Below are 15986 nucleotides of genomic sequence, written 5' to 3'. Positions count from 1 at the left end.
TTTTATTTATTCACTAAATTCTTTATTATCAAGATCAACCGCTTCTCTTAAGCGCTCAAAAACATCTGGCATGGCTGATACAACACGGTTCCAACTTGGCACAAATGGCGCTTCCATTGGGTTATCTAAAAAGTGCTGACCTGCTTCCATAACATTTTTGGCGAACATTTCTACGGCTTTTTCTTCTTGGTGCACATCTAAGGTTAAACCATTCATCAGTGCATCGTTATGGTACGTTTCTATAAAGTCTAAACCAATACGGTAGTAAGTTGCTTTTAAAGAACGAATTGTTTCGCTGGTAAAAGTAACCCCTTGTGTGGCTAATTTTCTAAATAGTGCCTTAGTTATGTCTATCGACATTTTAGATAAACCGGCGTTTTGGTCATCAAGAGAAAGTTCCTGATGCTTATGATCGTAGTTATCAGCAATATCCACTTGGCATAAGCGATTATGCGAATAATTACGGTACATTTCACTGAGTACGCCAATTTCAAGACCCCAATCACTCGGAATACGAATATCGTTTAGCACATCACGTCTAAACGAAAACTCCCCTGCTAACGGGTATCTAAAGGTATCCATGTACTCAAGGTAGTCGGTATTGCCTAAAATAGTTTTGAACGAGCGTAATAACGGCGTTACTAATAAGCGCGATACTCGGCCATTAATTTTGCCGTTTGCAGTACGTGGGTAAAAGCCTTTACAGAATTCATAATTAAAACGCGGGTGCGCTACAGGGTAAATTAAGCGCGCTAACAAACCTCTGTCGTAAGTTAAAATATCGCAGTCGTGCAGGGCTATCGACTCTACCTCTGAGGTGGCCAATTTGTAACCCATGCAATACCACACATTTCTGCCTTTACCAAGCTCACGCGGTGCAACGCCTAGCTCTTGTAATTCTTTATCAAGCGCTTGCAAACGAGGACCATCGTTCCAAAGCACTTTGTGGTTTTGGTTAAGCTCTTTAAAAAAGCCTAAGGCATGGCGGTATTGTGACTCGTCTGCCCTGTCTAAACCTATGGTAATTTGCGATAAATAAGGAACCTCTCTGAGTTCTTTTACAATGTTTTGCAGCGCTGGGCCTTCAAGCTCACTAAACAACGAAGGGAGTATTAACCCCATTGGACGTTGCTTACTAAAACTAATTAGCTCTTCTTCAAGCGCTTCTACCGGTCTATCGGCGATGTTATGTAAGGTTGTGATGATGCCATTTTGATAAAAATCAGCCATGTGATTTTCGCTCCTCAATAGTATTTAAAATGCTGCTAATACAAGGCAATGTGGTTATTTCTTCAATCCAACCCAGTGGAGCGGGCGATTGCGAATAACGCGCCTTGTTATGTGTTAACTTAACCGGCTTTTTACTGCTTGGGTTATGTATGATAATGGCGATATCAGCTTGCTCTAGCATCTGCTTATCGTTGTCACTATCACCTAGTGCAATTACCGTGAGAGGCTTTCTAAAATGTTGTGAAATTTGTTTAACTAACCACTGCTGTGCAGCGCTTTTATCGGTGTTTTTAGCAATATGTATAAACCGCCCGCCTATTTTTATTTCGTAGCCGAGTGCTTTAACATCGTTTACAAACGCATTAAGTAATTCATCGCTGCCGTGCCAATAAAGTGGGTCTGAAAAATCGCGTGTTTGAGCGCGCCTTGCATGCGCTTCATCAAGCCCGGTGAGGGATGATATTTGCTCGCTCGACAAATCACTAAATAACTTATAATGCGATTTATATTCGCTGCTTAAGGAGTCTAAATCACTAAGTAAGTTAGATAAGGGTGATGCAAATGCATAACACCAATACGCCCCTACTTGCGTGCAGCCAATGGGTTTAAGCTCAAAATAATCTACGGGTAAATAAGCCGCCGCGCCATTTTCAACAATAAAAGGCTGTTGAATATTAAGCTCGTTTTTAAGTTCAACCACTTCGCAAAATGTTTTGCTAGTATTAAACACCACAGGAATGTGGGCTGCTTGTAAGTCTTGCAGCAAGCTACTGATATTTTTAGTGTTGTAATCGGCGTGATCGAGTAACGTGCCATCTAAGTCGGTAAATATAATAGGTTGCAGCGTATCGTCGCTGGTTAAGTGCATAGCACTAATATCGCGATTACTATCAAGCTCTATAAGGGCGTTAGCTTTAGCGCTTAGGGTGTTTAAGTTTTCGCGAGTAATACGCTCAAAATGAGAAATAAAGTGCACCAGTTGCTCATCACTCATGGTGCCATCGCCCTCGCCCTTAGCGGCAATAAGCTTTTGTTCTTGCTCTTGTCGCCACTTAAATACATCTTCAAAGCTCGGCGCTTTAAGCATCACCGTGTAATCTATTTTACTAAACACACTTTTGTATTCATTTGCTAGGCAACTGTTTACACAACGACGCCACACGCCTTCTTTATCGTGCTGTGTTTCTAACTCGTTTATAGGCTCACTTAAAGAAAATAACGGTTGTGGCTCACTACCTACACACCAACCTTCTAAAATAATAATATCAATGGGTTTATTGTTACATTGCCATGTTTGCTCGGGGCTGCAATCGTCGTGATGCTTGTCAAATTTAGGCAAAGGCACGCCAACCTCTTTTGCAAGTAATCGGCTTATGGTGGTATTCATTAGCCCTACATCGTGGGTGCCAGGCACACCACGGGTGGCAAATAATGGGTGTACGTCTTTGGCAAGTCCTTGGCGGTGCGCTTTAGATAAGTAAAAATCGTCAATAGAAAGCGCGACACTGGTAAACGGCGTGTTGTTACTAAACCAAGTAACTAAAAAATCTGCGAGGGTGGTTTTTCCTGAGCCTTGGCATCCATTTATGGCGACAAAAATAGGGGGGTTATTTTTTTTTGATTCTAGAATATCGTGTGCAAGCGGGATAAAAAATTGCTCACTAAGGTACTGATACTTTAAAGGCAATTGGTGCTTTGCTAAAAATGGGGTTATATCCACAATACTGGCCTCTGACATAGTAACTCCTTATATTATGAAGTAACAAATGCAGGTACTAGACCACTATTATTTTTATTTAATTATTAGTAACTTACAAAAATAGCGCAATTAGTATGCGCTATTTTGGTGCGTAAATTTTACATACAGTGCAAAATTAATCAGTTTCTGGCTCGGCTTTTGGCAATACTAAGTTAAGCACAATACCTAAAATGGCGCACAAGCTAACGCCTTCTAAGCTAAATTGGCTACCCCCAATGTGCATACCGCCAATACCGCATACTAATATAAGTGCCACAATACTTAAATTACGGGGTGCAGTTAAGTCATCCCCAGATTTAACCAACGTATTTAAGCCCACTACCGCAATTGAGCCAAATAACAAAATCATTATGCCGCCCATCACAGGTACAGGAATTGTTTGTAAACCAGCGCCCATTTTTGCCACAAAGGCCAGTACCACAGCAATTATGGCAGTCCACATCATTACTTTAGGGTTAAAGTTTTTGGTCAGCATCACTGCGCCAGTTACTTCAGAGTAAGTAGTGTTTGGCGGACCACCAAATAAAGAGGCAGCGGCAGTGGCTAAGCCATCACCAAATAAGGTGCGATGTAAGCCTGGTTTTTTTAAAAAGTCTTTATTGGTTACTTGGCTAATAGCCATCATATCGCCAATATGCTCAATAGCAGGTGCAATGGCAACAGGCACCATAAAGAGAATGGCTTGCCACTTAAATTCGGGCCATGTGAAGTTTGGTACAGCCAACCAGCTCGCTTCATTTACGCTACCAAATTCAACCACACCCATTACCAGTGATAAAACATAACCCGATATAACACCCGCTAATATAGGGATCAGCTTATATACACCTTTGCCCCACACAGCAAAAATAAGTGTTACAACAAGAGAAAACAGCGAAATAATAATGGCTTTATCGTAAGCAATAAGTTCAATACTGCCGTCGCCACTTTTACCCATTGCCATATTTACCGCAACCGGTGCAAGGGCTAAACCAATCACCATAATAACGGGGCCGACGACCACAGGCGGCAAAATTTTATGAAGTGTTGCCACCCCTTTAAATTTAACTAATAGCGCTAACAGCATATAAGCACAGCCCGCTGCCATTAACCCCCCCATGGTGGCTGGTACGCCCCACATTTGTACTGAGGCAATAATAGGCGCAATAAACGCAAATGATGACGCTAAAAATATAGGCACCTTGCCTTTCGTCACTACCTGAAATAATAAAGTACCTATACCCGCTGTAAACAAAGCGACACTTGGGTCAAGCCCCGTTAATAAAGGCACTAACACTAACGCACCAAATGCTACAAACAACATTTGGGCGCCGGTTAAAATGGTTTTTATAGAAAATGTAGAATTATTTTGCACTGTTAAACCTTAGTAAACCGTACCGAAAATTTTGTCACCTGCATCGCCAAGCCCTGGGATAATGTAACCCTTTTCATTTAAATGGCTATCAACTGAGGCAGTAAAAATCTCAATATCAGGGTGAGCGGCTAATGTTTTTTCAACACCCTCAGGTGCAGCAACCAGTACAATTACTTTAATGTCTTTACAGCCGGCTTTTTTAAGCATATCGATAGTAGCAATCATAGAGCCGCCAGTTGCAAGCATTGGGTCTATAACTAAGCTTAAACGCTCATCAATATTGCCTACTAACTTTTCAAAGTAAGGTACTGGCTCAAGCGTTTCTTCGTTACGCTCAAGGCCCACTACACTTACCTTAGCCGCTGGGAGTAATGACATTACGCCATCCATCATGCCAAGGCCCGCGCGTAAAATAGGCACAACAGTAATTTTTTTGCCTTTAATGTGCTCTACTTTTAATTTGTTGCCGTCCCAGCCAGTAATTTCGTTATCTTCTAACTGTAGGTTTTTAGTTGCTTCGTAGGTTAATAAAGTACCTACCTCAGAGCATAATTCACGAAAGCTTTTAGTACTTATACCGTGAGCGCGCATTAAGCCTAATTTGTGTTGAACTAGAGGGTGTGAAATTACGTGAATTGACATGATAAAAACCTACTGATACAAGAATTGGCGGTATTTTATATTAAAAAAGGTCATTTGACCTGCAATTTTAAATAAGTTTTCATAGATCGTGCCAAAATGCATTGATTTGCTTGATATTTATGCAAGCGACACACTACTTTATGTTTATAAGTTGTTATCTGATAACGTTAAATTTACTTGCGCCATCATGTAACTATTTATTTTAAAATGAGTTGGGCTCCAACCCGCTAAAAATCGATAAAAGTCGGCCCAAGCTAATGGCCATAATGCATGCCACTTTGCAATCACGTCATCGGCATTTATTTGCGGTTGATACACTAAAAGCGCATTTTTTAATTGGCTAAAATAGTAACGTAAATACTCATCGGCGCAGGTATGTAATTGCTCGTCGCTTAAGCAGCTGGTCATAAAATACATTACATCGCAAATCCCTACCCCAGCCCCAACATACTGAAAGTCATAAGCGAGTATTTTACTTTGCTCATTTGCAGCAAAATTGGCAAGTTTAGCATCGCCATGTATCAAGGTTTTGTAGTGTGATGATTGCAGTATTTTATCAATTTTATGAGCCGCATTTTTAATATCGGACTTTTCGTCAGCGCTTTGTTTTAACTTATTAAACTCATCTGGCCGTGTGCTCAAATGCCAATAGTTCCCTTGTTGCCATAAGCCCTTTGCAGGCTTATTTAAATTAAAGGCATGAAAATGGGCTTGCCACGTAAGTATTGGTTTTATGTCAAGCGCACTTGCTTGAGCAAAACCATGTTGCGTAAAGTTTTTAAACACTAACGCATAATCATAACCATCATTAATTGCATTAATACAGGTAATACTTTTAGCGCTTGTCGGTAAGTACGCGCTGTATAACCTATAAAAATTATATTCAACTTTATAAGACTGCTGCTTTCTCTTTAATGCAAATTCGCTTTGCTTAATTTTTGGATGGTTTATGTGGCGTGGTATTTTAATCGCTTTGATAACACATGGCTCGGCATCAAGCCTGCACTCGACAATACTGCCACACCCGCTCCAAAGCGATGTTAGTGTATCGCCCATTTCAATGTGTTTAAAATGAGGCTGTAAAAGAGGAAGGTAAAATGCCATAGCTATATTAAGTCATTAAGTTTTTTATAGTTTAACATTAGAAGGTATTTTTAATAAAACGATAGCATCCATAAGCCCATTTCTTTTTAGAGTTGCTTAATATGACACCCACCTAATTTCTACAAAGTGAATTACAAAAAGTTAAAGTTAACTAGTGAATTTATGTTTTTTAACTGTCCAAAAATAATTTGAGTTTTAAAATAGAGGTATTACTAAATAAAGCTCAAATGGCAGCCACAAAAAAACCTACATTATGTAGTTGGAGTGCTCAAAAAGTGATTTGGCTCTAAGCGAATAACTTTGCGCAGTTACTGATATTCGCTCGCCGCTTTCGGTTTAAGTTTTCGCAATACCCTTCTTGTGAGGCAGGCCTGCCCACTGCACCATGAAATACGCGCGTAAATTGTGTGGTGAGTTTTAACCAGTTTTCTGATGATATATTAAGCCTTTCTAGCAAAGGAAGGGTCATATTATCTATATGCCCGTGCTTATCCTCTCGCATTACTCGCCCTGTTAGCTCAACAAGTTCAAGGTACGATTTAAGCTCAAACGGCAGCCCTTTAGGCATTACTTGACGTGACATGCCTGCAAAGCGAAGTAGTTGTTTTGGCTGCTTGCCTTCTTTTGCACATATTAAGCGTACTTGAGCGCTGGTATGGTCTGACTCTTCTGGCGTGTTAGCCATCTTGGCTCTAATGGGGTTTAATTCTACATAGGCCATACACGCTGCAAGTGCTGCTTCATCAAGGAGTGCTTGCGATTTGAATCTACCCTCCCAAAACCTCCCTGTGCAGTTATCTTCTTTATTTGCTCTTCGCGCTATATCTTCATTTAACAGGCGCATAAACCAGCTAATACTTGCTAAACGTTCTCGGTATTGTTTTACCGTTTGATTGAAAAAGATGAGTTCAACTTTACTTAGCTTCTCGCCTTGTATGTATTTTTGCGTTAACAATGTGCCTTTACAGAGTTTATGCCAGCGAATAACAATCGCTTTATCATTCAGCCTATTTGCCTTTTTATCATCTACATACAGCACTAAATGGGTGTGATTGCTCATTACGGCATAAGCGCACACATCAATACAAAATACCTTAGCTAATTCACCCAGCTTATCTTCAACCCATCCTCGTCGATGCTCGTAAGATTGACCAATGAAACGGTCTTCGCCACATAAAAATGCACGACGAACACACCGTGAAATACAGTGATAGTATTTTGTATCAACCAAACTTACTTGTCGCTTTCTTGCAATTGCCATAAGACACTCTGCCTGTTTTTTGCACTAAACAAAAGCTAGCCTCTAATTGCGTTAAGTGCAAAATTTAAGTTGGGTGTCTTGTTTATTTTGTTGTTTATTTTGCTGACACAAATCGCACAGCCTGCTGCTAGCAAGTGCGCAGTTCTACTGAGGTTGTTTGCTCACTTTAAAGTCAAATAGTGAGTAAGTCGAAGCCATATTTTTATTCCATTGTGTCTATTAGGATCTCAGTACAAATACTCTAATTACTAAAAAGTAAACTAAAATACTTCCATAAATATAATCAAATAAGTGACCTAATGATGGGTAGTTGAAGAACAAAATCCAAGAACTTGCGACCCCTAATCCCATTAACAAAAACCTCAGCACAGGAACAACATTTCTATCTTTTACCTTTTTCCTTATAACTGCCACAGTTAAAACTAAGTCAATAATAAAAATTAAAGGAACTAATGTAACTAACGGGTTCTCAGTTAGCATTCTGCATAACTCCATTTCCAATTACTATCGCGTCATTAGCAAATAGTGCACTTCCAGATACTGTTCGATAATTTCTCACATAATCTCCTCTAAAGTGGATACGATCCCGTCCCAAAGAATTAGTTAAATTTCTTGAATGATGTATGGTGTTTGTGCCTGAAGCTCGTAGTCCAAATTGTCCTATTTTTCTCCCTAAAGCTGCCCAACCGGCGCTAGCTATGTCAACACCAAAATATGCGTAATCACCATATTGTTCACCCAATGCATACCTCCACCCTTCTTGAGCATAATTACTTTCTGTTAAACCAACACCTTGAGCAGTATTAAAAAGGCCATGCGCTAAAATTAAAGCACCTGGTATAAAAGTTATTGGGTTACTCATTAAACTAGCACCTAACAATGCCTGCCCAGAGCCCCCTATAGTTTGAAGCACATTCATACCATATTTTTGCACATAACCCAGAGCAGATCTCATCCCAGACATATGATTTTTAGCATTTGGTGGCGCAGGTACCGTAGGTATATTGGGAAATAGTCCTTTACTACTATTGTTTACTGACGAAGGGGCTGTACTTCTATTATTTGTGATTGTACTGGGAGAACCAATATCACTAATAGCACTTCCTATTTTACCTTGGCTCTTCTGAGTATTCTCATTACAATTTGACGGCATAGGACTTTTGGAAGAGTTAGCAATTGGTGCATTTGGATTATCACTATTGCCTTTTCTTCCAATATCACCACCTGCGGCATTAGGGCTAGAAGATGATTCCCCTTTATTTTTGCCTCCAGTAATTACAATCTCCAATGGCTTCGGCTCGCTTTGACAACCACCTGAATCCTCAGCAAAATTAAGATGGGTGTCTTGTTTATTATTTGGTGTCTTGTTTATTATTTATCTTGTTTATTATTTACGCTAAGCAATAACTACTTAGCTTCACAAGGTTTAGTGTCATTGAGGGATATTTGGATCAATATTCATTACGGGAGATGAACCGCCCATTGCGGACCCGTATGATGGGTGGTGTGGGGGCTGGAGGTTAGAGACCTCCGGCTACCCGATTATGCAGCATTTAACCTAAACTTGCATGTTGTAACTAAGCCAGTATGAAGCTCTTTACCTTGAAAACGTTCGATAGGTAGAAATAACCATTTTTTAACTGAGTTCTTACATTGTTTGTAGAAGTTATTATTAGTACACTCGATTAGAGTCAGGTTAGCAGGAACAGCTCCTTTACCTTGATTTTCGAGATCAAATGACAATTTACAATCACCCTCAATATTATTTTTTGCTTCTTCAACTGGGTACAAAGGCTCAATATAAATTAAGGGTTTGATATGTACTCTATTTTCTATCGCTGTTTCGGAAATTGATGGTTCACTTTTGATATTAGTTTTATCTGTCGATGCACAACCAAACAAAAATAGTAGTATCAAAACACCTAAACATATCCTCATCACCAGACTCTCCTTGCTGCATAACGCCTCAATCAAAGGCAAAAAATAGTTGGTTAAAATTAGCGACGCAGGAGCAAAACCAACTGTTTTTTGTCCCGCTGAATTGACTTGTTAGAGGCACGGATCTTCAGAGCTTAAAATCTCTGCGTACCACTTTTCTTTGTAGAGAGCTTCAATTGCACCACACTCGAGTTCATCATTTAAATAAACAGGAAATTTTTCCCAGTAACTAATTTCAAGACCTCCACCAGATACTGCAATACCTCTCCTGTTTATCAATATACTCGCAACAAAATTTCCATCATCGAATGTATGCGCAACAGCTAGAACAACACCAAGGCTTGTTAGCTTACTTTGTATTTCTTTTATTTTGGTTTCTTGAGACGAACTGTTTTCACAGTTTTGACTGATATATTTCATTGAGCCGAGTTCAACTCTACGTAAACATTTGTCGCTCTTAAATAATTCAACGATAGAAGTTATTTCAGTTTCATTTACCTTAAACCAGTCATCAACATCACTGATTTCCATATCAACACCTTCTGTACCACATCCTGATAGCAAGAATAGGGCTAGAAAAATGGTTGCTAACTTCATAGTGCCTCTAACGCCCCGCTTAGGGGCAATAACATGTGGGCTAAAATTTGGAGCGAAGCGACTGAGCCCACATGTTATTGTCCCAGGGAGCTTGCGACCGACTACAGCGGTTTGTTAGGTAGCACTTTTAATCCGCCTTAGATTGTAAAAACCGCCACCAAAGAAGCCTATGGAAATTACTGCGAAAAGTAAGCTGGGCGCGTATTTAGACTGAAAACTGTCAATTAATGCCATCTGAGAACTGCTTTCACTATACAGAACAGTAACTTGTTCTCCAATTTTATAACATGTCGGTTTACAGCCAGAATTTGCCTGAAATTCACGAACCTCAGACTTAGCTTCATAACGAATAACAGGATAATATGATCCATCTCTGTTGTTTAGTTTAACAACAGAGCCTTTTGCTGATGTCGCGACGTGAAGAAATGAATATAATTGGTAGGACCAATAGAAGCAAGCGACACCGACGACTAAGCCTATGCCGATATAAGTTTTAGCTACCGTAGTGCTTTTATTCATTCTTTCAACGAGCTGAACCATGGTGTGCTACCTAACTTTCCAATAACGGGCGCAGGCATGTGGGGCATAATGGCGAAGCCGCCCCGCGTGTATGCGTCCCAGCGAACGAAGTGAGTGACTTAATTTTTTTGTTATGTGCCATTAACCGATTTAGCCACAACAAACCCACTGAAACCTATGGCCGACTCAATATACCAGCCACTGTAATTATTACTTTGAAGATAATTAACTGTAGTTTCAATATCATCTTTCCAAATATCGACGCCAAAATGTCGATTCCAATTTTGGACATTCTCTTTTTCGTTTTCGAAGAGAGAGCTAATCGGCACATTTTCAATGTCTGTGATAATCGAATATGCAGTGTGGACGAAATGATAAATAGCTACTTCGGTGAAGGTGATTTCCGAAAAATCAGTTTCTTTGCCGGGGTAACCGAAGCCCAAATATAACTTTACAGTTTTGCCGTGGTCGCTTACTTCGTACTTTTGAAGATGATAATCGTGAAATCTCAACATTGCCTCTTTAGCTTCCCTGGCACATAACGCTTAACATATGGGGCGCATGCTTGTTGGCTATACTTGCGAAGAATGAGCTGAGCCAACGAGTTTGCGTCCCAATGAGCGCAGCGAATGAACATAATGTTTTTGTTAGGTGCCTGCATAAGCCCCAACGACACAATTTGTTGGGCGAGTATTGTTCCACGCTTCAATTAGTTTTGGTTTAGCTCGCTTATGCCAATACTTTATTTTTTTGTAGTCTGAAGTGTCAACTTTTCCATTTAATTTGAGACAGTCTTCGATTGCGAAGCTGGCATTGATATTTGCAGATTTGACGTGAAAGTGAGGTGGTGGATGTTCGTTTGAGTATATCTCGATTTTTAAGCCGCCAACTTTTTCAACGAGTTGCTTTATCTCTAATACCTGGAGTTCGCCATCCTCTTCCCAAATACTAAAAGGACCGGTTAACAGCTGTTCTAGCATTTCACAGTATTCTCTAACTGACTCTATTTCTGAGTCATCAACTAGGTACAGTCGTCCTGTTTTTTTTGCGAATTCTTTGGGAAACATAACTTCCTTATTGAGCACCTAACGCCGCATTCAGCGGCTTGTCCGCTGCAATGCTTTGTTAGCCATAGTATCTGCAGCAAAATCTGCTCGATCAAAAACTTCCCCATGTAAGATGACTTGGTGGATATGGCTCCAAGCGTCCACGGTAGTTAAAGGGTTTTGTTTTAGCAAAAGTAAATTTGCAACCTTGCCAACTTCAACCGTTCCGTAATCTTTATCAATATTAAATTGTCGCGCATTATTAATGGTCGCAGCTGCAAGTATTGCAACTAAAGATACTCCGGCGTCTGCCATTGCTTTCATCTCAAGGAAAGTTGTTAAACCAGGCTGGTTGGAAAAACTAGGACTTCCCGGAAAATCAGAACCTAATAACAGCGGATAGCCTGCCTCGGTGAGGGTTTGTAGAATTTTGTTACCTTTCCCCATCCGATCTTTTAAAAAGATTCGAGCAATAACCTCGTCGGGTAGTCCGTCAAATCCTGCGCGTAATTCTTCTTTAAACCATTGTGCCGAAGGTTGCTTATACCACTCAAGTAATTCTTTGGGCGTGACCTTACTAAATTCAGGAATACCATGTGAGTTATGCAACATGAGTTCACCTAATCCGGCAATTACCCTTTGGGTTGGCATGTAACCAATGCTTTTGCTCATTAAATGGTTAATCACGCCATGCATTGGTTTGGATACTTCAGTTTCACGCCAAAACTCCCCCCAATTCCAAAGCCCGTGTGCAATTACATCCACCTCTGCATCAATAGCTCTTTGATACATATCCAATGCATTGGCATGCGCTACGAGAGGTAGTTTATGTGGTAATGCAGATTTTCGAATACGTTTCAGGGTATCGTCAGACAACAACGGCCACTGACTTTCATCCCCATAGCCATCTTCAAAGTATACTTTTATGCAAGATGCGCCGGATTCAGCAATACGTTTAACAATTTGCTCAGGAGAGTTCAGTGCTGTTTCAGCAACGTCCTGTTCAACAATATAGGAAAACATGGACTTCGAAAGCTCATCATTTTTCTCTACCAAAGGAAACGTTGAGCGTGCGGTGATGACTTCACAACGATAGTAATCAGGATGTACTTTAGAAGAAGTGAATTTTGTCCATTCAAGCCCAGGATTTGGGTCGACAACCTGCGTGATACCGTAATACAAAAAGCTATAGGGTTGTTGTTTATAGTAATCTTCAGCAAGTGCGCCATTCTTTTGTGCCACAGGCTCCACGCCAAACCCCATACCAGGAATAGATGAAACATGAACATGGCTATCCATGATTCCAGGTGCTAGATATAAATTAGTCCCGTCTATGACCTGAGTATCAACTGTTTTTTTAATATTAGATGACGATACCGTTTTTATCCGTCCATCAGCAATAAGAACATGCGCCTTTTGTAATGGCCCCTGAAGGTGCGATGATACGACGGTCACATTTTCAATCAGCACACTCTCTTTTGCGAAAGTAGGATAATGTAGAAACAGAATCGCAATGAGGATATGTTTACGCATAACTTTCCTTGTTGTCGTGATCTGGTCTACGACATTTGTCGTTTTATAAACCGACAAATGTCCATATATTACAATGCATTTATCTTAACCATCAAATAAACACATGTAAACAATTAGTTAACTGAAAATTATTTTTAATCAGTGCGAAAATACACCGAAATGGTGGAGATCAGTAATATTGGACAAAACAACAAGTACTGCCTATATATACAGTTAAATTTTGCTAGAGATTCATATCATGAAATCACCTTTTTTAACTATGATATAAAAGTACCATTAAAGCGTATTTATACTGGATAGCTTCGTTTATTCGTTTTAACTCTATGAGGCACCCAACAACGATGGGAGATAATGAGGTCGAACTTTTTTTAAATCATTTAGTCAACCAACAAAATGTTGCTCCTAATACTCAAACACAAGCCTTAAATGCGTTGAGCTTTTTATTTAAAGTATGGAAAATAAACTAAACAGCTACTCTAATTGAACAAGCAAAACGACCATAAAATGAGCCACTATTAGCCCTGCCTCTATATTACACACATAAAAAAGCCCCGCTTGGTTTTAAACAAACGAGGCTCCACACTAATTTTTTAATCAAGAATAAAAGCGCCGATACAGCGGGCGCTTTGCATCATTGAATTTTATTGATTAACTACACTTTTAAGTGGGTTAACTGGTTGTGCGTTGTCATCTAATAAGTTCATGTCAAAGTCGAACTCATCAACGCGAATCGCTTTTTCACGCTTTTTGTTGTAATCAATTAGTTGCGCATGTTCATCCGCAGTAATTACATTTGCCGCTAATGCGTTATCTAGCGTAATGGCAAAACGTGTACCTGGTTTAATCGTTTTAGCACGCAGCGCTTTTTTAACTTTAGCCAGCTCAACAAGTGATGCCATTTTAGCTTTATAAGCTTGCTCGTTAATGTGATGACCATCACCTTCTACAGGCTTAACTAAATGCGTAATTTGCGCTTTAAATGCGGTATCAAGCTGTGCTTGTTTTGCTAATTCACGAATTAAGTCGTCGCTAATTTTTGGCATTTTAGTTGAGTAGTTCATTGTTACAAAACGAATAAACTTACGAGTACCACTTGCAGGGAAGTTATCTAAAAACTTATGCAGTGCTTCTTCAGCGCTTTGTAGTGCAAAACGTGTCGCGTAGTGGAAGTACGGCGCTGCTTGCTCGCGCTCGCTGCTTGCTACTTTTTGCTCGTAATACTTAATTGATGCCATTGCCGCGTATAAAAAGCTCATTACATCGCCTAAACGTGCTGATAGCATTTCAGCCTGCTTTAACTTACCGCCAAGTACGAGTAACGAGAAGTCAGCATACACTGCTAATTTTGCAGATAGTTTATGCACGGCTTTTTCGTATTCACGTACTTCTGGTAATGCAGAGTTTGCACTTGCAGTAAATGGTAAAACACCTAAACGGAACGCACGTAAGCTATTTGCTGTGCTGTAACCAATTGTTTTACGCAAAATGCCGTTAAACTCTTTATCTGCACCTTTATCTTCACTATGGATTGATTCAACCATAGATTGTAAATAAGGGTGACAACGCATAACACCTTGACCAAAAATCATCAGGTTACGTGTAAGAATGTTCGCGCCTTCTACTGTAATAGCAATAGGCTGTGCTACGTAACCGCTTGCAAGGGTATTTTGTGGACCATTTTGAATCGCTTTACCCGCTTGAATATCCATTGCAGAGTCTAATACGTCGCGGCCAAGCTCGGTCATGTGGTATTTAGCTATTGCTGTAACAACCGATGGTTTTAAACCCATGCCTAGGCCTTCAGTTGTCAGTACGCGCATTGCTTCTTGAAGGTATGTTTTACCTGCAATGTCTGCTAGTTTTTCTTGAATACCTTCAAATTGACCAATTGCTAAACCAAACTGCTCACGCACTGCTGCGTATTCAGATGCTGATTTAAACGCCACTTGTGATGTACTTACACCTAGTGCAGGTAATGAAATACCACGTCCTGCGCCTAAACAGCTAACCAACATTTGCCAACCACGACCGATGTTTTTCTGGCCGCCAATAATAAAGTCCATTGGTACAAATACTTTGTTACCACGTGTAGTACCGTTATAAAAACGAATACCCATTGGGTCATGGCGGTTGCCAAGCTGTACACCTGGGTGATCTTTAGGAATAAGCGCACAGGTAATACCTAAGTTTTCTTTGCCGCCTAGTAAACCTTCTGGATCCACTACTTTAAATGCTAAACCAAGTACCGTAGCGATTGGTGCCAGTGTGATATAACGCTTATCCCATGTGATCTCAAGGCCAAGTACTTCTTCGCCGTTGTACATGCCTTTGGTGACAGTACCAATATCTGGAATGCCACCTGCATCAGAGCCTGCCTCTGGGCTTGTTAAAGCAAAACATGGAATGTCTCTGCCGTTTGCTAAACGCGGTAAGTAATGCGCTTGCTGCTCTTGTGTACCAAAGTGAAGTAATAATTCACCTGGGCCTAAAGAGTTAGGAACCATAACAGTTACCGCTACTGCAGAGCTTTTTGTCGCAATGGTTGCCACAATAGTCGAGTTTGCATAAGGGCTAAACTCTAAACCGCCAAACGATTTAGGAATGATAAGCGAGAAGAAACGCTCTTTTTTCAAAAATTCTAATATGTCATCTGGTAAGTGAATACCGTTTTGAATAACTGAATCGTCAATCATGCCTAGTAGCTCTTGTACTGGGCCATCTAAGAATGCTTGCTCGTCTGCACTTAGGGTAGCAGCCGGCACATCGCGTAGTGCGCTAAAATCTGGCTTACCTTGATAGATAGACCCTTCTAGCCACACATCACCCGCGTCTAGCGCTTCTTGTTCAGTGATTGAAATACTTGGTAATACTTTTTTTAATTTTGTACGTAAACTCATGATTGAACTCATCCGACCAGATAAATAATACCTACATTACGTCATAAAAATCAGTTTAGATCAATTACTCTATTCAATTAATTAACAGTTTTTTCAATTTATTTTC

Annotated in this window: 14 protein-coding genes and 1 pseudogene; 1 reads left to right on the top strand and 14 read right to left on the bottom strand. The window is 40.1% G+C overall.

The window, feature by feature from the left end; genetic code table 11:
* Positions 1–6: 6 nt before the first annotated feature.
* The 13 genes from AN395_RS01805 to AN395_RS01740 form a co-directional block, all read right to left on the bottom strand.
* Positions 7–1230, bottom strand: coding sequence for a hypothetical protein (locus tag AN395_RS01805; protein WP_029771978.1), 1224 nt, complete (start codon positions 1228–1230; stop codon positions 7–9).
* Entirely contained in the window at positions 1223–2968 is a 1746-nt protein-coding gene (locus AN395_RS01800) for an HAD-IIB family hydrolase (protein WP_054981875.1), read from the bottom strand. The genes AN395_RS01805 and AN395_RS01800 overlap by 8 nt, the downstream gene beginning before the upstream one ends.
* Positions 2969–3104: 136 nt before the next feature.
* The gene (locus AN395_RS01795; protein WP_054981874.1) at positions 3105–4343 is read right to left on the bottom strand and encodes a uracil-xanthine permease family protein; all 1239 of its coding nucleotides are present in this window, start codon (positions 4341–4343) and stop codon (positions 3105–3107) included.
* 9 nt (positions 4344–4352) lie between these two features.
* Positions 4353–4985 carry a uracil phosphoribosyltransferase gene (upp, locus tag AN395_RS01790; RefSeq protein ID WP_004586497.1) on the bottom strand — a complete coding sequence of 211 codons (633 nt, stop codon included), beginning with the start codon at positions 4983–4985 and terminating at the stop codon, positions 4353–4355.
* Positions 4986–5129: 144 nt separating this feature from the next.
* A complete protein-coding gene (locus tag AN395_RS01785) occupies positions 5130–6089 on the bottom strand; it encodes an oxidoreductase family protein (RefSeq protein WP_054981873.1) in 960 nt (319 codons plus the stop codon).
* A 286-nt stretch (positions 6090–6375) separates the two neighbouring features.
* Positions 6376–7350 carry a transposase gene (locus AN395_RS01780; protein WP_054981872.1) on the bottom strand — a complete coding sequence of 325 codons (975 nt, stop codon included), beginning with the start codon at positions 7348–7350 and terminating at the stop codon, positions 6376–6378.
* Positions 7351–7819: 469 nt separating this feature from the next.
* On the bottom strand, positions 7820–8638 hold the full coding sequence (locus AN395_RS01770) for a hypothetical protein (protein ID WP_054981871.1): 819 nt from the start codon (positions 8636–8638) through the stop codon (positions 7820–7822).
* 254 nt (positions 8639–8892) lie between these two features.
* The gene (locus AN395_RS01765; RefSeq protein WP_054981870.1) at positions 8893–9288 is read right to left on the bottom strand and encodes an energy transducer TonB; all 396 of its coding nucleotides are present in this window, start codon (positions 9286–9288) and stop codon (positions 8893–8895) included.
* Between the two features lie 111 nt (positions 9289–9399).
* On the bottom strand, positions 9400–9885 hold the full coding sequence (locus AN395_RS01760; protein WP_024031814.1) for a hypothetical protein: 486 nt from the start codon (positions 9883–9885) through the stop codon (positions 9400–9402).
* 114 nt (positions 9886–9999) lie between these two features.
* Positions 10000–10425 carry a DUF3592 domain-containing protein gene (locus AN395_RS01755; protein WP_054981869.1) on the bottom strand — a complete coding sequence of 142 codons (426 nt, stop codon included), beginning with the start codon at positions 10423–10425 and terminating at the stop codon, positions 10000–10002.
* Positions 10426–10535: 110 nt separating this feature from the next.
* Positions 10536–10919, bottom strand: coding sequence for a hypothetical protein (locus AN395_RS01750; protein WP_054981868.1), 384 nt, complete (start codon positions 10917–10919; stop codon positions 10536–10538).
* Positions 10920–11051: 132 nt separating this feature from the next.
* A complete protein-coding gene (locus AN395_RS01745) occupies positions 11052–11471 on the bottom strand; it encodes a DUF4160 domain-containing protein (protein ID WP_054981867.1) in 420 nt (139 codons plus the stop codon).
* Between the two features lie 30 nt (positions 11472–11501).
* On the bottom strand, positions 11502–12983 hold the full coding sequence (locus AN395_RS01740) for an amidohydrolase family protein (protein ID WP_054981866.1): 1482 nt from the start codon (positions 12981–12983) through the stop codon (positions 11502–11504).
* 238 nt (positions 12984–13221) lie between these two features.
* On the opposite strand from AN395_RS01740, the pseudogene AN395_RS19785 reads away from it, so the two are divergent.
* Positions 13222–13432: pseudogene (locus AN395_RS19785) on the top strand (phage integrase N-terminal SAM-like domain-containing protein); the annotation flags it as partial.
* Positions 13433–13624: 192 nt separating this feature from the next.
* Here AN395_RS19785 and AN395_RS01735 read toward each other — a convergent pair.
* A complete protein-coding gene (locus AN395_RS01735; protein WP_054981865.1) occupies positions 13625–15880 on the bottom strand; it encodes an acyl-CoA dehydrogenase in 2256 nt (751 codons plus the stop codon).
* Positions 15881–15986 lie beyond the last annotated feature (106 nt).

The sequence above is a fragment of the Pseudoalteromonas sp. P1-30 genome (assembly GCF_001400005.1).
In the GTDB taxonomy this organism is placed as follows: domain Bacteria; phylum Pseudomonadota; class Gammaproteobacteria; order Enterobacterales; family Alteromonadaceae; genus Pseudoalteromonas; species Pseudoalteromonas atlantica.
The sequence above is the reverse complement of the archived record's forward strand: the minus strand, read 5'-3'. Positions and strand labels throughout refer to the sequence as shown.

What these genes read in the sequence shown, in the direction of transcription:
- AN395_RS01750 (WP_054981868.1), bottom strand. Translation starts at nt 10,919, where the DNA reads ATGTTGAGATTTCACGATTATCATCTTCAAAAGTACGAAGTAAGCGAC.
- AN395_RS01755 (WP_054981869.1), bottom strand. Translation starts at nt 10,425, where the DNA reads ATGGTTCAGCTCGTTGAAAGAATGAATAAAAGCACTACGGTAGCTAAA.
- upp (WP_004586497.1), bottom strand. Translation starts at nt 4,985, where the DNA reads ATGTCAATTCACGTAATTTCACACCCTCTAGTTCAACACAAATTAGGC.
- AN395_RS01740 (WP_054981866.1), bottom strand. Translation starts at nt 12,983, where the DNA reads ATGCGTAAACATATCCTCATTGCGATTCTGTTTCTACATTATCCTACT.
- AN395_RS01805 (WP_029771978.1), bottom strand. Translation starts at nt 1,230, where the DNA reads ATGGCTGATTTTTATCAAAATGGCATCATCACAACCTTACATAACATC.
- AN395_RS01800 (WP_054981875.1), bottom strand. Translation starts at nt 2,968, where the DNA reads ATGTCAGAGGCCAGTATTGTGGATATAACCCCATTTTTAGCAAAGCAC.
- AN395_RS01780 (WP_054981872.1), bottom strand. Translation starts at nt 7,350, where the DNA reads ATGGCAATTGCAAGAAAGCGACAAGTAAGTTTGGTTGATACAAAATAC.
- AN395_RS01745 (WP_054981867.1), bottom strand. Translation starts at nt 11,471, where the DNA reads ATGTTTCCCAAAGAATTCGCAAAAAAAACAGGACGACTGTACCTAGTT.
- AN395_RS01785 (WP_054981873.1), bottom strand. Translation starts at nt 6,089, where the DNA reads ATGGCATTTTACCTTCCTCTTTTACAGCCTCATTTTAAACACATTGAA.
- AN395_RS01765 (WP_054981870.1), bottom strand. Translation starts at nt 9,288, where the DNA reads ATGAGGATATGTTTAGGTGTTTTGATACTACTATTTTTGTTTGGTTGT.
- AN395_RS01760 (WP_024031814.1), bottom strand. Translation starts at nt 9,885, where the DNA reads ATGAAGTTAGCAACCATTTTTCTAGCCCTATTCTTGCTATCAGGATGT.
- AN395_RS01735 (WP_054981865.1), bottom strand. Translation starts at nt 15,880, where the DNA reads ATGAGTTTACGTACAAAATTAAAAAAAGTATTACCAAGTATTTCAATC.